Origin of the sequence: Pseudomonas sp. NPDC089408, assembly GCF_044749445.1 — a bacterium.
Lineage (GTDB): Bacteria > Pseudomonadota > Gammaproteobacteria > Pseudomonadales > Pseudomonadaceae > Aquipseudomonas.
Window position 1 is genome coordinate 1 of record NZ_JBIVHY010000020.1, and the last position, 19,572, is coordinate 19,572.

Annotated in this window: 9 protein-coding genes and 1 pseudogene; 4 read left to right on the plus strand and 6 right to left on the minus strand. The window is 60.5% G+C overall.

Features of this window, described 5'->3' with window-relative positions:
* Positions 1 to 642: 642 nt before the first annotated feature.
* The 4 genes from ACIP02_RS23465 to ACIP02_RS23480 form a co-directional block, all read right to left on the minus strand.
* On the minus strand, positions 643 to 1,422 hold the full coding sequence (locus ACIP02_RS23465) for an alpha/beta fold hydrolase (RefSeq protein ID WP_400621274.1): 780 nt from the start codon (positions 1,420 to 1,422) through the stop codon (positions 643 to 645).
* Entirely contained in the window at positions 1,419 to 1,844 is a 426-nt protein-coding gene (locus ACIP02_RS23470) for a VOC family protein (RefSeq protein WP_400621277.1), read from the minus strand. Before ACIP02_RS23470 ends, ACIP02_RS23465 begins: the two co-directional genes overlap by 4 nt.
* A gap of 117 nt (positions 1,845 to 1,961) precedes the next feature.
* A complete protein-coding gene (locus tag ACIP02_RS23475; protein WP_400621280.1) occupies positions 1,962 to 2,888 on the minus strand; it encodes an alpha/beta fold hydrolase in 927 nt (308 codons plus the stop codon).
* A 186-nt stretch (positions 2,889 to 3,074) separates the two neighbouring features.
* The gene (locus tag ACIP02_RS23480; protein ID WP_400621283.1) at positions 3,075 to 5,591 is read right to left on the minus strand and encodes a UvrD-helicase domain-containing protein; all 2,517 of its coding nucleotides are present in this window, start codon (positions 5,589 to 5,591) and stop codon (positions 3,075 to 3,077) included.
* A gap of 176 nt (positions 5,592 to 5,767) precedes the next feature.
* Here ACIP02_RS23480 and ACIP02_RS23485 point away from each other — a divergent pair, with 176 nt between their 5' ends.
* Complete coding sequence (locus ACIP02_RS23485; RefSeq protein ID WP_400621285.1) at positions 5,768 to 6,466, plus strand: pirin family protein; 699 nt, start codon at positions 5,768 to 5,770, stop codon at positions 6,464 to 6,466.
* 459 nt (positions 6,467 to 6,925) lie between these two features.
* The gene (locus tag ACIP02_RS23490) at positions 6,926 to 9,697 is read left to right on the plus strand and encodes an amino acid adenylation domain-containing protein (protein ID WP_400621288.1); all 2,772 of its coding nucleotides are present in this window, start codon (positions 6,926 to 6,928) and stop codon (positions 9,695 to 9,697) included.
* A 73-nt stretch (positions 9,698 to 9,770) separates the two neighbouring features.
* Here ACIP02_RS23490 and ACIP02_RS23495 read toward each other — a convergent pair.
* Positions 9,771 to 9,854 (minus strand): annotated as a pseudogene (locus ACIP02_RS23495) (RNA polymerase subunit sigma); the annotation flags it as partial.
* 8 nt (positions 9,855 to 9,862) lie between these two features.
* Positions 9,863 to 10,003, minus strand: coding sequence for a sigma factor-like helix-turn-helix DNA-binding protein (locus tag ACIP02_RS23500; RefSeq protein ID WP_400621291.1), 141 nt, complete (start codon positions 10,001 to 10,003; stop codon positions 9,863 to 9,865).
* A 477-nt stretch (positions 10,004 to 10,480) separates the two neighbouring features.
* Between ACIP02_RS23500 and ACIP02_RS23505 the strand changes: the two genes are divergently transcribed.
* Both ACIP02_RS23505 and ACIP02_RS23510 read left to right on the plus strand, forming a co-directional pair.
* On the plus strand, positions 10,481 to 15,055 hold the full coding sequence (locus tag ACIP02_RS23505) for a hypothetical protein (RefSeq protein ID WP_400621293.1): 4,575 nt from the start codon (positions 10,481 to 10,483) through the stop codon (positions 15,053 to 15,055).
* On the plus strand, positions 15,052 to 19,560 hold the full coding sequence (locus ACIP02_RS23510; protein WP_400621296.1) for an RHS repeat-associated core domain-containing protein: 4,509 nt from the start codon (positions 15,052 to 15,054) through the stop codon (positions 19,558 to 19,560). The genes ACIP02_RS23505 and ACIP02_RS23510 overlap by 4 nt, the downstream gene beginning before the upstream one ends.
* Positions 19,561 to 19,572: the final 12 nt, after the last annotated feature.

The following is a 19,572-nucleotide window of genomic DNA, read 5'->3' on the forward strand; positions in this document are numbered from 1 at the left end:
ATCTTGATCTTGATCTTGATCTTGATCTTGATCTTGATCTTGATCTTGATCTTGATCTTGATCTTGATCTTGATCTTGATCTTGATCTTGATCTTCGCGACTTCAGGAGGCCGAGCGAAGGGTTTGCGGAGGGAGGTGACGGGCATGGATGCCCGTCAAGCGCTGAGGCCCCATGGATGGGGCCTGCAGCGCGTACTCCCGGGAGCAAGACCGTAGCGAGGGAACCCCGGAGCGCAGCGTAGGGGCCGGATGATGGGAGCGCAGCGTTTTTTGGTTACTTTTTGCCGCGTTTGGCAAAAAGTGACTCGCCGTAAGGGCGAAAAGGTGAGTACGCGTCGCCATCGCAAATGGAGTTATCGCTTTATCAAAACAGGCGCTTAAGCTTTTGAGGGTGGGCATTCACACCGAGTAGACATTCATTCGCGCTGGTGGCGCCAAGTCACCCTTCCGCCCTTACGGCGGGTTACTTTGGTCTTGCCCAAAGTAACCAAAGGCGCCCGCTCCCATCATCCGGCCCCTACGCTTCGCTCCGGGGTCCCCTCCTGAAGTCGCAATCTGTGGCGCCTGAACTCTCGCGCGCTTAGAAGCAAAAGCAAAAGCACGGCACGGCACGGCACGGACATGCACTGTGACCACGAACCATCAGCGCAAGAAATGAATGACTTCCGCCACCACCTGCTCTGCCTGCTCCCGATGCGGCACATGCCCACAACCTTGCAACAACCGCATCACCCCTGGCCCACCGGCATGCGCCAATAACCGCTCGGGGTGCGCCGTTGAGCCGAACTCGTCGTTATCGCCATGCAGGCTCAACAGCGGGCAACGCACTTGTGCCAATACAGCATCCAGGTTCCACTGGGCAAAATCCTCAGCCAACCAGTTGCTCACCCAGGCGCGCAGTACCCATTCGGCCTTGCTGCCATGGTAGCGCTGCAACCGCTGTAACTGCCCGGGTTCGGCAAACTGCAGGTCGGCCGCTCGAATACCCTCCAGCGTACGGTCTTCGACAAATGCCTGCGCTGACTCGGTAATCAGTGCCACACACTGGCTGCCAAACGCCGCCGCGCAAGCCACCGCCATGCCGCCACCCACGCTGTGGCCAAAGACGATGAAATCCTCAACCCCCAAATGCTCAAGCAGCGCCGAAAAGCCCTGCCGCGCCTCGTCCTCGACAAAGCCCAAGCGTAATACACCCGGGTGGGCACCGGAACGGCCAAAGCCCAGGCGATCGTAGGCAATTACCCGGTGCCCGGTGGCGTGCGCCAACTGCGCTGGAAAGTCGCGCCATAAAGCTACACAGCCCAGCGAGTCATGCAACAGGACGATGGGCGCCCCTTGTGCCTGCGCTGGCACCCACTCCTGTGCGAACAGCTTGCCTTGTGCGGTATCGACCCAGTGTTCGCGGCTGTGCAGGTTGCTCATGCCACCCCCGCAGTCGGTATCGGCCCTTTCAACTCGACCTGGTTGCCATCCGGGTCATAGCAGTACAACGACAGCCCCTCGCCTTCAGCGCCATAGCGCTTCTCGGCAGGCTCCACTTTCACCCCGGCAGCTTGCAGGTAGGCGGTCAACGCCGGCTCATCGAACGGCTCGATGCGCAGGCAAAAATGATGCAGGTTGCGCCCCTCGGTGCCTGGCGCCGCACCGCCGGGCTTGCCCAGCGGGCCATCGAGGGTGACCAGGTCGATCATTGCCGTGCCCGTGGCCAAATGAACCATACCCAGATCTTCGCGCACGCGGCTAACCGAGCAGCCGAGTAATTCGGTGTAAAAGGCAACGCTGCGCGGCAGGTCACTGACCCGCAATACAAGGTGGTCGATGTGCTTGATGGCGAACGGTCGCATGTCGGGGCTCCTGTGGATTCGCGTACCCTGGGTGTTCGCGGCTAAAGCCGCGCCCACAGAGATTGGGGGTTTGCACAGCCACCATAGCCCAGGTGCGCAAGGCGTGACCAGAATCAGCTACTCGTTCACCAAGCGTTGCAGAACACCCCCTTCATGCCGCGCGAGGATGCGCAGCAATTGATCGACCAGCGCCCGGTCCGGCGCATCCAGGTGGAAGTGGTGCCCACCCGGGTGCCAGGAAATTTTCGCCTGGCTGGGCAAGGCGGCCTGGCGCCGGGTGAAACCTTCGCCGGTAAATGCACCCTGGCGGCCAAACAGCAGATAAAGCGGGCAGTGAATCTGGCTGAGCAGGTCGCAGGCTTCGCGCTCGGTCAGCGGCATCGGCTCAGGCAGTACCAGGCGCGGGTCGTGGCGCCAGCAATAACCATCCCCCAACTGCAGCAGGTCGCGCAGCGCCAGCAGCCGTGCGGCACCTTCCGAAAGTTCGGTATCCAGGCGTTCGCGGCGCTGCGCCAGGGCGGTGTCGAGGTCGTCGAAGCGGCCGACGTCCGGCTCGGCAAAACCTTGCAGCTGGCTGCGCTGGACCATGCGCTTGAGTCGGTAGGCCCGCGCCAGATGCTGCACGCGGTCATCCTCTGCCACGGTGAACGGTGCGCCCATGCCGTCGAGGAAGGTCATGCTGGCAATGCCGCTGGTCATCGCCGCCAGCAGCGAAGCCACCCCAGTGCCCATGCCGTGGGCCAGTACATGAAACTGCCCCAGGCCCAGGCTTTCGGCTACCGCCAGCATGTCCTCGGCGTGCTCCCACAGGTAGTAGCCACTGTCGTGGCGGCGGTGGTCGGAACGACCGTGACCGACCAGATCGGGGGCCACCACGAAGCAGCCATCGAGCATCGGTGCCAAGCGCTCGAACGAGGCGGCATTATCCAGCCAGCCATGCAGGGCCAGCACCGGGATACCGTCTTCCGGCCCCCAGCAACGCACGGCAATTTCAATGCCGTTCAGGTCTAGCAGATGATCCTTGGGTGTCGATGCAGAACGCATGGGTACGCTTCCTGACTTGCAGCCTGGTACGACCACACCAGGCCAAATACGCCGCCGGCCCCTTCGCCTGCTGTCGCCAGCGGCAACCCTTGCGCCGGGCCGCAAGGGGCTCCGACACGTTACCTTGGCGTAACGTCAGGCATCCCACTGGCCCGTCACCGACCGTGACTTAACCGTCACCGACCCTCACTGCCCGCGCAGGTCCTCGAAAAAGGCCTGCTTGCCATCCACCTGGCCCGACGCCCGTGGGGCCGCTGCGGCTTCGCCATTGGCGGCCTCAACATGCCAGTAGCAATGCTGCACCGCACGGGTCACCGCCACGTAGGCCAGGCGCTGCACTTCTTCTTTCTGCGCGGTATCGAACGGTTGGGCATCACCGGCCTTGCCCAACCCGGCCTGGCGGTACACCTGGTTCTTGTACGGCGAGCTGGTCAGGTACTGGCAGTCACCGAGCATGAATACCGCGTCGGCCTGCAGGCCCTTGGCACTGTGGTAGGTCAACTGGCGCAGGCGGCGCTGCTCGGCCGGCAGTGCCGCTTCGGCATGCAGCACGCTTTGCAGGTGCTCGGCCATCAGCGCCCGGTCGCCCCCTTTGCGGTACAACATCATCACCGTCTCGCCGCGCTGGTAATGCTCGATCAGCGTTTCACCCAGGGCCGCCTCATCACGGTCGAAGACCTTGACCGGCGAGCCCGGCAGCTCGGCTGCCGGGCCACTGGCCCGGGCTTTCTTGCCGGCAATCGCCGGGGTGCCCTTGACCAGGTGCTCGGCAGCGTCGATCACCTGCTGTTGGCAACGGTAGTTGTCGACCAGCATCACCCGGGTGTTGGCCGGCGACAGGAAGGCTTTGGTGAACTCCATGAAGTACTTCGGCGAGCTGCCGCGCCAACCATAGATCGACTGCCAGTCATCACCCACGCACAGCAGCGACGAGTGCTGGGCATGGCGACCGGTGTGCATGGCCGGGCCACGCCGGCGGATTTCCGCAAGGCTGGCGCGCAGCCAGCTGACAATCTGCGGCGACACGTCCTGGAACTCGTCGATCATCAGGTGCGCCAATGGCCGCAACAGCGGGTCAGGCAACAGGCGCAGGTTTTCCGGGTTGTTCTCGCCGAACAGGGCGAACATGCGGTTGTAGCTCATCACCGGTGGCGACTGGTCCAGCAGGTGCGCCTCCAGGGCTTTCCAGTACAGGGCCAGGGCCTCGAAGAACAGCGCGTCGCTGTCGCCGGACGGGAAGCTCATTGCCGCCACCGCCGTGTTCACATCCAGGCCAAGGTTCTCGATGAAGTTGGCCGCCGCGACGAACGCATCCAGCAGCGGTGCCGGGGCCAGTTCGCCCTTGACCTTGTATTCAAAGCCGGGGCCGGCCACCGCATCACCGGCCAGCGAGGCTGCCAGGCGCCGGGCCATGGCGTAGTTGTCGAGCCAGATCAGCGGCCTGTCGCAGAACGCCTGCAACAAGGTGCGCTTGACCGCCCATTCGCCACGCACCGCCAGCTTGGCGCCGGGCCGTTGGTACTGCGCGCTTTCCGCAGGGTCAAAGCCCAGCACCACCAACGGCCCGTTCCCCGCCAGGCGCCCGTGCACATGGAAACGGCTGCCACGGATTTCGACGGTTTCGCGGCACGGTTCGATGCCCTTGATCGGCCAGGCGCGGGCGGCGAACCACAGGTCCTCGATCACGTCGCACAGTTCTTCGTCGCGCTGGGCAGCCAGCTGGGTCACCTGGGCGCGCTTCTGCACGTCGGGGTTGTTCGGGTCCAGGGGTTTGAGTTGCAAGGCTTCGCTGCGCAACTGGCCAACCAGCTCGGCAAAGCGCGGGGTTTCGCCCAACAGGCTGCTGTAGCACAGGTTCAGTTGCTGGCGCTGGGCATCGTTGAGGCGCAGGTCAAATGGGTTGCTGTCGGCCTCGGCTTCACGCCCGGCAGGCATCTCGTTGCCCAGCGTTTCGAAGGCACGCACCTGGTCGAACCCCGGCAGGCTGCGCACCAGCGGCAGGATGCGCGAATGGAACGTGCGCACCAGCTCGCGGGCCTGCGGCGCTTGCAGGTTGATCTGCCACAGGGCGAATACTTGCAGCAGGCGCTTGATGAAGTCCTTGCGCGACTCGCGGGTGAAGGTAACCACGGTCATCGCGTCCAGCTCGTAGCCCAGGTAGTGGCGCAACAACAGGATGCGCAGCACCAGAGAGGTGGACTTGCCCGCCCCGGCCCCGGCCACCACGCAGGTCGATGGCGTGTCGCTGAATATCAGCTTCCACTGTGCGGCGCTGGGCTGTGCTTCGGCCGGCAGGCGCGCGGCGACATCGGCCTTGAAGCGCTTTTTCAACTCGGCGGTCAGCGGCAGGCGCCAGTCGTCGAACAGGTTGTCGTCCTGCCCGGGCACGGCGGCGGTGTCCGGACGGGTATCGCGGATCACCAGCACCTGGCGCCCAGCCTCATAGCCCTCCACCCGCCCACGTTCGAAGCCGTCACGCAAACCGTCGGCATGGCCACTGCGCTGGCCCGTGGCATGGCCAAGGAACCAGGAATCACGGTGCTGCGCCTGCAGACGGGTCAGGCCACGCCCTAACAGGCGAGCGGCCAAGCGGCGCAACCAGGGCAATTGGGCGGGCGGGGTAAGGTCGGCGGGGGCCAGGGGTTGCTCGTGGGCCACGGTCACTCCGTTGAAAAACAAAATCAGCCGGCATGTTCGCCCCATCGACAGAAAATCGCCAGCGAATGCTTGCAGATCAGTGCATTAGGCGATGAAGCGGGTAAACGCCTGCCCCAAAATAACATTCGATATATTGATTGTTTTAAGCCGATATTTACGCTTATTTTCGATGTTTCTTTAGCGCATCATGGCTTCATTCCACTGATTCAAGGAGCACGACCATGCTGCAACTGCGACCGTTCGACAGCCTCGGCCACGCCAACCACGGCTGGCTCGACGCCCACCACCATTTCTCGTTTGCCGAGTACTACGACCCGGCGCGTATGCACTGGGGCAACCTGCGGGTCTGGAACGACGACCTGATCGCAGCCGGCAGCGGCTTCCCGCCGCACCCGCACCGCGACATGGAAATCATCACCTATGTGCGTGAAGGCGCGATTACCCATCAGGACAGCCTGGGCAACAAGGGCCGTACCGAAGCCGGTGACGTGCAGGTGATGAGCGCCGGTACCGGCATCGTGCACAGCGAGTACAACCAGGAAGACGTCGATACCCGTATCTTCCAGATCTGGATCGTGCCGGAGCGCACCGGTGAAGCACCGCAGTGGGGCACCCGGCCGTTTCCCAAAGGTGAGCGTGGCGAAGGCTTTGTGACCCTGGCCAGTGGCCGTGCCGATGACGAAGACAGCCTGCAGATCCGCGCCGATGCGCGGTTGGTAGCCGCCACTTTGAAGGCGGGCGAAACCGCCGAGTACCGCTTCGATGCCGCCCGCCGGGGCTACCTGGTTCCGGCCAAGGGCCTGGTCGAAGTCAACGGGCTGCGAGCCAAGGCACGTGATGGCGTGGCGATCGAGCAGGAAGAAGTGCTGCGGGTGACCGCCATTGAAGACAGCGAGATCGTGCTGGTGGATGTGGCCTGATCACCGTTGGCCTTCAGAGCGCAATACCTGTAGGAGCGGCCTTGTGTCGCGATCGGGCCGCACAGCGGCCCCTCGATTTCAGCCATGCTGCTGATATTGCTGGGGCCGCTGTGCGGCCCGATCGCGACACAAGGCCGCTCCTACAAAAAAACCAGCCAAACGCCGGATCCGTGTAAGAGCGGGTTTACCCGCGAAGTAGGCAACGCGGTGCCTGGCACCGGCTGCGCCGGTGTTCGCGGCTAAAGCCGCTCCTACAAAAAACCAGCCAAATGCTAAACCAGCCAAACACCGGCCCCATGTAGGAGCGGGTTTACCCGCGAAGCAGGCAACGCGGTGCCTGGCACCGGCTTTGCCGGTGTTCACGGCTAAAGCCGCGCCTGCGATTGGCGTCATTGCCCTCCCTGCACTAGCGTTGTGCTACCAGCCAGCCCCAACGTTCATGCGGAGCCTTCACCCATCATGCCAGACCTGCGCCCGAACCCGACGCTGTGCCTGGAATACCGTGCCGAGCAGCCGATTCATCAGGCCTTCCTGCAACAGGCCCAGCGCTGCCCAGACGCCAGTGCAATCATTACCCCGCACGCCACGTGCAGTTACACCCAGCTGGCACAGATCAGCCAGGGTATTGCTGCCCATCTGCTGGAACAGACCGGCAGCAGCACTGATCGTGTGTTGATCGTCGCCGAGCGCTGCGCCGCGCTGGTCTACGCCATGCTCGGCTGCCTGCGTGCCGGGCGGGCGTTCAGCGTGGCCGACGCCGCCTACCCCGCCCCGCGTATCCAGCAATTGGCCAGCACCTTGGCGTCTGCCGTAATCCTCCGCTGTGGCCAGGCAACCGTCGAAGCCGGGCAGACCCTGGTTGTAACGGTGCCGGAGGCCCCCGCCGAGGCACTGCAGGCCTTCCCTAGGCACGCTGCGACACTGCCCGCCGTCAGCCCCGAACAACCGGCCTACATCACCTTTACCTCGGGCAGCACTGGCGAACCCAAGGGCATTGTCACTCACCACGCGCCGCTGGTGCACTTCGTCGACTGGCATGTGCACCAGCACGGTTTCACCCAGGCCGACACCTTCTCGTTGCTGTCCGGCCTGGGCCACGACCCGGTGTACCGCGATGTATTCACGCCACTGTCACTGGGTGCGACCATCGCCTGCCCTGCCCAGTCAACCCTGACCGATCCGGTACGGCTGGCCAACTGGATACACCAGCATGACGTGAATGTAATCCACCTCACCCCACCGCTGGGCAAGCTGATCGAAACCGGCGCGCAGATGATTGGCCAACGGTTCGAGCAACTGCGCTACCTGTTCTGGGGCGGCGATGCACTCAGCCCGGCGTTGTTCCAGCAAATCCGCGCCATTGCGCCAAACGCCGTTAACGTGAACTTCTACGGCACCACTGAAACCCCACAAGCCATGGCCTTCCACAGGCTCGACCCAGGCGCGGGCAACACCCCGGTGCCGCTGGGCAAAGGCATCGCTGAAGCCCAGTTGCTGGTGGTCAACCCGGCCAACCAGCTGGTCAGCGTGGGTGAAACTGGCGAAATCCTGATCCGCAGCCCTTACCTGTCGCGCGGCTACTGGGGCGACCCGGCGCTGACCGAGGCCAAATTCATCGCCAACCCGTTTACCGCAAACGCAACCGACCGTTGCTACCGTACAGGTGACCTGGGCACCTACCTGGCCGATGGCAGCGCCAGCTTCCTCGGCCGCGCTGACGGCCAGGTGAAGATCCGCGGCCATCGCATCGAACTGGCAGAAATCGAAAACACCATCAGCCGCCACCCGCACATCGGGCAGTGCGTAGTCCTGGCCAACCACGACAGCGCAACGCCCCGTCTGATTGCCTACTGCGTCGTGCGCCAGGCCACCCACGCGAATGAATTGCGCCAGGCAATCGCTGGCCAGTTGCCGGACCACATGGTGCCGGCACTGTTCGTGTTCCTCGACGCCCTACCGCTCACGCCCAACGGCAAAATCGACAAGCGCGCACTGCCTGCACCGTTTGACGACACCGCAAGCCAACCCTTGTCACCGCTGGCTGAAAACCTGAGTACGGCCTGGGCGCGCATCCTCCAGGTACCGCGCCTGGATACCAGGTTGAGCTTTGTCGAACTGGGCGGTGATTCGCTGTCGTTCGTACAAGCCTCACGGGTGCTGGTGGAGCTGATCGGCCACTTGCCGGAACGCTGGGAAACCCTGCCGGTGTATCAGCTGGCCGAACTGAGTGCACCGTCAAAAAGCGCATGGCGGGCCATGGAGATGCCGGTGTTCATGCGTATGCTCGCCATCATCCTGATTGTCGTCGGCCACCTGAGCGCGTTCGACCACTGGCTGATCGTCGGCGAAACCTCGGTGCTGTTTCTGGTTTCTGGCATCAGCCTGGCACGCTTCCAGCTCAAGGCCATCGAAGCACGGGGTGATGCACGCACGCTGCTGCCGTCACTGGCCGCCATCGTGGTACCGACCCTGTTGTACACCGCACTGCTGCAACTGGTGTTCGACCGGCTGCACTGGCAATCGCTGCTGCTGGTGTCCAACTGGTTTCCGGCCAGCGAGGTCAGCCTGTTCAATTACTGGTACATCGAAGTGCTGGTGCAGATGATCATGATCATTGGGCTGCTGCTGTCGATCAGGCGCGTGCGCCAAGCCGTCAGCGCCGACCCGTTCCGCTGGCTGATCCTGGCTACCTGCACGCTGGTAGCGCTGGATGTGCTGCTCAACCGTTTCGTGTTTGACGCCAGCCCCCTGCTCCACCGGGTGCCGCAACACTTCCTGGCAGTGATGGTGCTAGGCATGGCCGTTCATCACGCCGATACCACCGCGCGCAAATGGGTCGCCAGTGCAGTGGCCGTGCTGGTGGTTGGCGAACTGGACCTGATGGCGGTCGCCGGTATCGGCTGGGAGGCATTCACGCGTTATGTCGACATTGCCTTGCCGGCGATGCTGGCACTTATCTGGTTCCGCTCGGTACCCGTGCCAGCGCTGGTAGCACGGGCGGGTGCAGTGATCGCCTCGTCAACCTTGTATATCTACCTGACGCATTTCCAGTTCCAGTCAGTGGCAGACCCTATTTTCCATCACCCGCTGTTCGAAGTGGCCCTCGCCCTCGCGGGTGGGGTGGCGGTGAGCTACTGCTGGAATACCGTGCTGCGTCTGTTGTTTTTCCGCTGGCGCAAGCGCAATCAGGCAGCCGATACGGATGCTGACGCGCGGGCCAGCTCCGTGTGAGCCGATTTGCCCTGCAGGTCATCAGCCGCCGTGCGATGGTCGCCAGGTAGCCTTTGGGTTCGCGCACGGCTTCGAGTTTAACCGCCGCGTCGGCAGCAGAGATCACGCACACGAACACATCCTGGACCAGGTCGGCCGCCAGGTGGCTGCAGTTCACCCGCGGTTTCAGCCAGTTATGCCGGCCACGTAGCGGCGTACGCTGACTTCGGAGATCCCCAACTTGCTGGCGATGTGTTTGTACGGCATGCCATCGATCTGCGACAGCAGGAATGCCTCGCGCACCTTGGGCCCGAGCGAGGCCAGCATGGTCAATGCCTGGGCCTGGCAACAGGCCGAGCGTTTGCAAACACGGATGGCCACAAGCGAAAGCCCGGCTTCGGCACGTGTACTGGCGTTGGCAGCGCAGGGTCGACACGCCAGCCACCCAGCAGCAGCCCACCCGACAGGCAGTCCAGCTTTGCTGCAGCCTTGGCCAGGTCGATCGGGTGGCTCCCCCTGAGCCAACAAGTGCCCCACCGCCTACTCGATAGCCGACAGCCCACTTAGCTGCGCCACCACGCGGGTTCACGTAGACCAGCATCTTCACCGCCCTGCGAACGCACTGCAGGCAACGGGTGCGCCGTGATGGCGCGTGCGAAAGGACAACTTCGAAGCACTGCAACTGACATTTTTGCCAGTTGCCCCCCTTCTCATCCAGATGAACACTCAATCACCCCTGTTGCCTGCATCGGCTCAGCAGCGTGATCCAGCACCCTGTTGGCCCCTCAAACCAGAGAGGTTGAAATGAGCGCCAAGAAAACCTACAGCGTAAAAGATGTGTACAGGTGCCTCAATATAGGCGACCCCGTTACCGTCAACGGTAATACCTGGTACTGGGGGGGAGCCAACAAACGGATCGCTTGGTTCACGCCAACGCTCGAATATAGAGACTTCATTGAGATTAAATGGAACGACATCGACAGCTTCGAGTGTGTTGAAGAAGCAAAGCAAAGAGTAGCGAACGATTTATCCGAGTTTTTCAACAGCGGCTGGCGGCTGGTGAAGACCAGCTACCATGACAAACTCCATACCCTCCCTCACCCATTCCTGACCGAACATGCGTTCGATGAAAGTTCGTGCTTCTTTCAGATCGGCAAGGCTTCAATGCGTGACGCCTCAAGAGCTGAATTCATCGACGATGATGACGTCAAAGCATTGAAAGCCAGACTTTCCAACCCCTGGTTTTTAAATAGGCTCAGCAAAGGTTTTTCCCCATACCAAGCTTTGAAATACGTGTTCTTTTTCCTCGGCGAAAACACCCCAGCACCTGACTTCGTGGACATGGAGGCCACCCGATACCAGGCATTCATGCATGAAACCGCACCTGATTTTGTACTTGAACTACCCGGTATCACTCATCCGCTTGCGGTCGCACCTGCCGTAGAACCTGCCACTGCGCCCGAATTGTTGGCCATGTTACCCAGCATGACCGGCTTCACGCACAGTGAATTGGGCACAGGTGATTGCGTTTGGGCAAGCCCCTGCCATGTGCTGGCGGACCGGGACCTGCAGTTGGACGAAAGCATTCACGTCTGGGCAATCGACCCCATCGACGGGCGCGTGCTGAAAACCGTCTCGCTGAAAGCGACCGAAGCCACCAAGGCCCGCGTGGCCTGGCCGGTTGCGTTGGTCAAGGCGATTCAGGCCGACGACACGCTGGTCGAAGGCTCCGTGCTGCTCCAGGCGGGGCATCTGTCGGACGACGCCGAACTTACCGAAAACATTGATGCCCCCACCTCGCTAACCTTCACTGGCTACAACAACATCCAGAAAAGCCAGGTCGACCGTTTGTGGGCGTTTGATTCGCATTGCAAGCTGCTCAGCAACCTGCCGTTCAAGGCTAACCAGGTCTGTGCACTCACGCTTCCGGATGCAGCGCCGCCTTTGGAAGAGCGTGCTTGCATCCAAGTACGCCACAGGACCAGCCAGCACCTGTACGAATCCCATTTTTTCCAGCCCGACGCGAACAGCACCGGCGGGAGCTGGAGCAAACAGATGTGCGAATTTCTTAACCAGCACAGTGCGATGCTTAGGGCCGGCAAGCGCCAGGACGATGGCATCAGCATCACGCCCGCGCTGCAGGGTAACCAGCTCTGGATACCGCAACTGTCTGACCTTTCTGTTCAACTTGAATCCGTCAATTGGCTTGAGCATGCATCATTCACCGTGAACGCGGACCTGGCCTTGGAAACCAAGGTAATGATTGCGGTGCACGATGATGTAACGGGCGCACCGTTGCCGGGATCACCGTTCACGTTCAGCCCAAGTGTTGCAACACAGGCGCAGAAACAATGGCCCAGAGCGTTGGCCAGCCAGTTGGCTGGCAGCCCCTTGGCAGCCTACATCAAACTGGAACAGGTAGGCGGCGGCACGGCCCCTGCTTCGACATGGCGTTGCCTGCGCGCAGGGGTGCCACTTCGCATCTGGATGAGCGAACCCTTGGCGTCACCTGCCTGGTCAAGCCGTTCCAGCGAGGATATTGATGATGTGCTTGACGCCTGTATTGGCGACGAAAGTATTCAGTTGCTCATAGAGAGCCGTGACACGCGCACGGGATACCTCTGCCACGCTTCATCCATTACCTTGCCGGCGATGGCATCTTCGATAGATCAGGCAGAAAAGCGGGCCAAGCTAGCAAAAACGCTTGAAGAGCACTTGAAACAAAACGGAGTCGTCTGGCTTGGACTCAGCATCGATGGCAATTTTTCCGGGACCGCTCTGAACAATTGGAGAGTGCGTGAATCAACAGCCCTCCAGCTACAAATAACACTGAATAAAATAACGCCGACGCCCATCCCGACCCAAGAACAAGACACTAAGCCGTTATTTTTCCACGTCCATAAACTTATTACGAATGGACTAATTGAGGCACATAATACCACCTTTCGCACAGCCTACATAGCCGAATCGCATTTATGGAGCGCCCCGCTCGCTTCAAATTACTTATCCCGTATTAACTCACGCCTGATAGACACTGTGTACAACCCTGATTTCGCCCCCATAGACGACATTTATTATTTACACTCAAAAATACTTCACACTACGCCCGACTACATCGTCCTCCCCTCGCTGATCGAAGGAGCGATTGAACAAAAATCCACGCAAATCAATATATGCATATCACAGCGCGACAAACCAAGCAAATATGAGAAAGATTATTTTGTTAGAGCTATACGGAAACTTTTGGATAGCGCAATCTTTTACCGCGATACTGAGTCAAAACCAGATATCGGCGTCATCTCTCAAAAGTCTTCAATAGACAAGGCCGCCCAGATTATTTGCGATAGCTTTGTAAATATATTTTTCCACCTTGGAAGTGGGCTAACTGACATGCACGTTTCCGCTATTTTCAAGGCCTTCTCCTGCAGAGATCTCATAAAAAAGACCCTGTCAAATCTAGTAAGCACTCAATGCCATTTCGCTACGATTGACATCCACACCTCTTCATCACCTGAGCAACTCTGCATTGTGCTTGATGCTCAAACCATTGATAGACGCTTTTCGCTAGTCTCGTGCGAGCGAAATGACTATGGGCTGGCACTTGACTTAGATATCCCTTTCGAACCAGATGAAGATAGTGCTTCCGCAGGCATCTTGATCGGTATCGTATCGCCTGGTTTTCTTTGGAAAAAAGTTCAAAGCTGCACAACAAAAAAAGAAGTAAATATCGAAACACCTGCGACCGACACCCTGTGTGCCGACATGGCAAATACCGAAGGGTCCGAGCTCTTTGCCTCTAGCGGCTCGCAGCTTCATGGTGTCTCGCCCCGGACCGGCCTGTTCCACTTCCATCATCCAGTTGCAACGCTCTCCAGCCTCTCCGGCAACACGCCTGCAATCCCACTGGCGTTCAACTACTCGCCGTTACGTGCCAACGAAAGCGCCCTTGGCGATGGCTTCGCGCTCACCGGCTTTTCAAGTTACGACAATCGAAAGCGGCGCCTGGTACTGGGCAACGAAACCGTGGCTGAGCTCAGCATTGAGGATATCAAGAAACTGATTAATGGCGAGCCGATAGTAGGCCTTGGCTATACCCTCAAAGCGGGCCAAGGGACTACTCACGCGCTGAGCGCTGAAGGTAGTAAACGAAAGGTCTATCACCTGACGGCCTTCACAATCGAATACCTGAACGGCCACGAGGAAGTACTTGGCCTGCCCCAGGCACATGACAATCTGGAAAGTGGCGGGGCGTATAAAGATAATCTTAAAAGCCAGATCAATAAAGTTATCGCGAAGATCGATAACGCACTGGAAGATCTGAAGACGCCATCAAAAGATGCACCGCCGATATGGACTATTGTCGGTTTTTTATTGGGCGGAGTCATTGGCGGTGCGGCAGGTTCAAAAGTCGATGAGTACGAAAAAACCCGTTGCGTACAACTGTCTTCCATTGTCGCGGGTTTTATCAGCACCACATGGGGCGCCGGCTTATTAGGTAAGGATCTGGAAAAACTTAAACGAGTCACCGCGAGTAAATCAGAGCTGAACGAACTCAAAGCCGAAATGGCGCTGGCACTCGCCGAAGCCGAGCGCAATGCCTTGATCCTGGTGCCCCTGCAACTCAAGGCCGACAGCCGAGCACTGCAACTGGCCTGGCAAGGCGTGAAGGGCCATGTCCGCCTGAACAGCATAAAGGACGGCGTCAACGTTCTGCTCAAGGCCGAACACTCCGCCGAGCCGGTGCTAAAGGGTAGCGTAAAGAGCGTTTTCACCCTCTGGCCAGAGACTGATGAGCGCTGCTGCATCACCCTGGACATCAAGGACTGCCTGCTCAGGCGTTTGACTCGATCCAGCGGCCCCCAGACGGACAAGCCCGACCAGCGCCTGCGCTTCCAGTACACCGCGATGCCAGCGCTCGATAATGTATTGTGCTGCGTTGCCGAGGACGATGGTTCACGGGAAGTGGTTACCTACGACCCGAGGCGCTACTGGAGCTGGACCTTGGGCTGGATTTCACTCCCTCGCGTCAATCTGCATACCTTCGTCCCCGGTGGCCAACAACCCAATACCCACCACGCCTGGGCCTGGGAAGGTGAAAAGCAAATCACCGCAGCCACCCGCTACGCGCACGCCCCTGTCGGCAGCGACCTGGCACAGGTCCCCTCCACCCGCTGGGAGTGGTCCCACAGCGCTGACGGTGCCACGCAGCTTGCGCGCCTGATCGAGAAGGTTCCCGGCGAGCAGCAGCGCATCACGCGCCATGTCTACCAGACCGACGACACCGTGCCCGATCCGCTGCGCCAGCCGCGGCAAACAGAGCAGCACATCACCGTCGAAGATCTCCGCGTCGCCGCCACTGCCGAGGAACAGCAGCCATGACCAGCACGGATCAGACCAGCTCCAGCCCAGCGCCCACCCGCCCAGAAACATCGTTCACGGAAACCACGCTTACCCGTTACCGACCAGGCGGCCTTGAGCCTATACAGTTCATCACTGACGATGGCTTGCACACACGGCTCTGGTACTACGAAGCCGACGCCCATCCACTGGATATCAGCAAGCTGGTTGCAGGGCTGACACTGGCCAAGGTCACCAGCGGTACCAACGCCACCCTGGGCAGCAACGGCAGGGCGCTGGCCGATGCCGCCCAGCTCACCTGCACCCAGCGCCCAACGGCGGGTAAAGGCCTGCTGCCACTGTGCGCGCAATACCAGTACCTGCTGCTGCCCGACGGTACCTGCCAGGCCCCAGTACTGACCCTGTTCGGCTACGCCCTGAACCAGCACGACGAGCACGGCACCCTGTTACCCAACACCGTGCTCACCTTCGAAGGCTTCGAAGCGTTTGCCGACAGTGACAGCCTGGCCTTGAAGGACGTGAAACTGGCCAAACCGACAGCGCTGTCCGTCTCCCTGGTGCAGGCCAACTACCAGCACCAGGCCGGCGCGGTTCGCAGCAGCGAACGCATCGCCACCCAGTGGTACCAGAACGACAACGCACGCAGCACCCAGACCGTGACCGAGGTGGTGACCACCGGCCAACAAGCCGCCACCCTCGAACTGCTGCGCACCACGCCGTACTCGACGGCAACGGCTATCCTGGAGCGCCACATCGTGTCGGTGCGCACCGGCCGCCTGCTGCGTGAAACCCAGCAAGACAGCGAGGGCAAGGCCATAGCGTTCACCTGCCATCGGTACGATAGCCTGGGCCGAGGCCTGCGCAGTGACACCTATGCGTTCAATGAAGAGGCCTTTACCACCGGCGTGGTGACTGCGCTAGTAGCCACCCACTCGCAATCCATCCACTACGCGCAAGACGGCAAGGGCAACTGGGTCAGGAGTTGCGACGCGCAGGGGCGTCACCAGCAGTGCTATTACGATGGTCAGCAACGTCTCGTGCGCCGTGAGCTGCAACGCGTGCCAGGGCCCGACCACGGTGCCGCCAACTACTGCACGGTGGAAACAACAGCCTGGGACAGCGATGGGCAAATGACCAGCCAGGTGATGTTCGACTACTTGCCGGGTGGCCTGCGCATCGACAATGTCAAAGCACTGCCCGAGCAGAGCAAGGACTGGTTCTGGCAGGCCCACGGGCATGACCCGGTGGTTACCGATGCAAAGCAGAATGTGTCGCTGACTACCCGCTCCACCCTGGGGCTGATTTCGCAAGGCGCACTGACCACGCAACAAACCACCCAGCGCAACCAGCCGGACGGGGCGGTCACTCTGACCCACGAAACCTGGAAAGGCTTGGAGAAACCTGCCACCGGCGCTGCCATCACAACCACCCAGACCCTCAACCAGAAAGGCCAGCGCACCCAGGTGACCGAGGACATTCCCGGCTATGCCAAGCAAGCCAGAACCTGGGATATCAGCTACGACGGCCTGGGGCGCCCAGAGAAACTGACCCAACCGGACAAATCGATCATTGCCTGGGCCTATGAAGGCTTGAACGACGCCCCGACCCGCATGAGCGTGAAAAAGTCGGCGAACGCGCCGGAACGGGTACTGGCTAGCCGCACGTTCAATGGGGGCGCCGTGTCGACGCTGGTAAGAGGCAGCGATACCAGCCAAACGCTGCGAACCCGACCAGACGGTTACGTGAAACCAGACGGCACCAGCCTTTACCATGCACGCAACGACGATGGCAGCCGGTCCTGGTATGCACAAAAAGGCAACAGCACCGCTAGCAGAGTACCTTTGGTAACCTTCAAGTTGAACACCGTCACACAGGCCTTGCAGGCCGAACGCCCGGTGCAGGGTGATCATCAAAGCTTGGTCACCAGCGAAACCTTGCAGCCGCTGCTGCTCGGCACCTGGCGCTTCAACCGGACGGTGCACGGGCAACAGCAGCGCGATGAGGCCTCGGCCTCCCTGCGCGGCGTGTTGACCGGCACATGGAACAACAACGCCCTGCCCCTGCAGGCCTGGGAGAATGCCCAAGGCTACCGCAGCCGGTTGCGCCGCGGCCCCCTCGAGTACCATTACACCTACACCGCACTGGGCCAGTTGGCCTGCCTGACGGTGCAGGACCTGCGCAGCGGCCAGCACTTGCAGGTGCTGCACGACTACGATGCCTTCGGCCGCGAAACCACACTCAGTTATGCGCTGAACGGCCAGGAAAAGGTGCGCTACGAGCAAACCTGGTCACCGGCCAGTCAGCTGCTGACCAAAACGCTGTACCGTGACGGCACGCGGGCAAGAACCGAGACATTTGTCTATTACACCAGCGTGACCGGCACCAGCGATGAATTGCAGCAATGGACGGTGGACGCAGTGGATGGCGAGCAGGTCAAGGATGAAGAAGGGCATGCCATCAAGAAAGAGACTTACCAATATGACGAGCTGGGCAGCATGACCCAATGCTCGACCACGCGTAGCAACAACGACACGCGGGTACGCAACTATGCCTACGACGATGCGTTGCATCCCACTCGGCGTACCGCGATGACCTGCACTACGACCCTTGCCGGCAAGACCAGTACCCGCAAGGTCACCCTGGCTTACGACGCCAACGGCAACCTGGCGACCAACGAGCAGGAACAGTCCCTGGCCTACACCGACAGCGGTCGCCTGCGGTCAGTGACTGCCAAGGGTGGCACCACGCCGCTGACTTATTACGAGTACGACGAACATGACCGGCTGATTGCCCAGTGTGATGTCGTCAACAACCAGCGGCGCATCCTCAATTATGGCGCCAATGGCCTGAGTGGGGAAACTTGGCTGGATGGTGCAGGCAAGGTGCTCAAGCGCCTGACGCTGGATGACCAGGCAGGCCTTGCGGTGGCCTTGGACGGTCAATGGCTGTTCGTGCTCGGCGACCCGCAGACCGGTGGAGGTGATGAATACCAGTTCAAGGATGGCGCCTGGGTTCGCCATTCGGTCACCTTCACGCCCTGGGGCGTAACCGATCTGGCCGACCTCAACGCTCAATCGGTGGGCGTCGGTTACAACCGCCAGCGGGTGGATCGGATAACGGGTGGTTTCCATCTGGGCGACGGCTACCGCTGCTACGACCCCCTGCACAAAGTGTTCTGCCAGCCCGACGACTGGAGCCCCCTGGGTGCAGCCGGCCCGAATGACCGCGCCTACTGCCCGAAAGCCGACCCGGTCAACTTCGCGGACCCCAGTGGCCACATCATGCTCAACCGCCAGACTCAGGCAGCCAGCCTGGAAAGGCTCGATACCATTATTGCCGCGTTGACGCCCAGCACGGAAACCGCGCCGCCTCAGGCTGCCAGCCTGGGGGAATGGCTGTTGTTCGCGGGTCTGACCATTTTTGGCGCACTGATGATCATAGCTTCAGCGGGCACCCTCAGTGCGCCGGTGCTCGCAGGGCTGATGATCGCCTACACAGCGGGTGCCGCAGTCACGGCGACGGGGATGGCATTGCGGCAGTCGGACCCGGAGGTGTCGCGGATATTGGAACCTGTGGGGCAAGTGATGATGGCACTGGCCAGTGCGCCGGCAATGGGCTCGCAGATGGCCGGCGTGGCGAAGGCGGTGATGTATGGATCGACGCTGGCGTACGCAGGTTTGAACATCGCGCAGGTATCGGTGCAACAGACCAACCCTGAACTGGCGAAGAAGCTGGGATGGGCGGCGATGGCTGCTGGCCTAATAGGCTTGGCTCATAGCGGAGCCAGATATCTGGGACGCACATTTGTAAAATTGGGTTCAAAAGCGTTGACCACCGTACGCACCCTGCGCCTGTCAATACAGTCCAAAAGCATGAGTAGAATACTGGGGCGCTCGCGTAGCTGGATGTACGCGCCGGGTGGTATAGCTCGCCCCACCCTTAACCAAAGAATGGGAGCATCCCTAATGAAAAAACTGGGAATGCGCATGCCGCAAAGAGTCAACGGCAAGATTGGCTATCCTGCGGGGGGAAGTGGAAAACCCCTACCCGGTGGCTCCGGCCAGGTTCCCCCTGCTGCGACTCCACCCTCGAACGATTCAACTTGGCTTTCCAGTGCATTTACTACCGCCAAAAAATCACTCATGCCCGGCACTCAAAAGCCGCCGATGGAGGCGATCCCAAACCGTACTGCGCTTGCCGAACAGCTGATAAATGCCGAAAGCAACAAACCATTCAGCCAGGCAGTCAATATGGTGAACTCAAACCTGGCTTCCAACGGATATGCCGATATTTCAACAGCGAAGCTAGGGCAGTACGTACAACTCACGCAGGACGTAGATGCCGGAAAAATCAGTAGCACTACAGCGTTCTTTGAGTCAGCCGGTGGATGGGTAGGCGATAAGACTTCGTCGGTCCCTGACCGAATGGTCGGCGCATTGTTCAACTTTGGAGGCGCGATGTTTTCAGGTGCACAAGAGGCTGATAACCTGAAGAAAGGACTCATTTTCACAAGCCCTTCGAAATAGTGTTCATAGCTT

Bases quoted from the DNA above. Each gene is read 5' to 3' on its own strand.
- ACIP02_RS23465 (WP_400621274.1), bottom strand. From the start codon at position 1,422: ATGAGCAACCTGCACAGCCGCGAACACTGGGTCGATACCGCACAAGGC.
- ACIP02_RS23470 (WP_400621277.1), bottom strand. From the start codon at position 1,844: ATGCGACCGTTCGCCATCAAGCACATCGACCACCTTGTATTGCGGGTC.
- ACIP02_RS23475 (WP_400621280.1), bottom strand. From the start codon at position 2,888: ATGCGTTCTGCATCGACACCCAAGGATCATCTGCTAGACCTGAACGGC.
- ACIP02_RS23480 (WP_400621283.1), bottom strand. From the start codon at position 5,591: ATGGGGCGAACATGCCGGCTGATTTTGTTTTTCAACGGAGTGACCGTG.
- ACIP02_RS23485 (WP_400621285.1), top strand. From the start codon at position 5,768: ATGCTGCAACTGCGACCGTTCGACAGCCTCGGCCACGCCAACCACGGC.
- ACIP02_RS23490 (WP_400621288.1), top strand. From the start codon at position 6,926: ATGCCAGACCTGCGCCCGAACCCGACGCTGTGCCTGGAATACCGTGCC.
- ACIP02_RS23500 (WP_400621291.1), bottom strand. From the start codon at position 10,003: ATGCTGGCCTCGCTCGGGCCCAAGGTGCGCGAGGCATTCCTGCTGTCG.
- ACIP02_RS23505 (WP_400621293.1), top strand. From the start codon at position 10,481: ATGAGCGCCAAGAAAACCTACAGCGTAAAAGATGTGTACAGGTGCCTC.
- ACIP02_RS23510 (WP_400621296.1), top strand. From the start codon at position 15,052: ATGACCAGCACGGATCAGACCAGCTCCAGCCCAGCGCCCACCCGCCCA.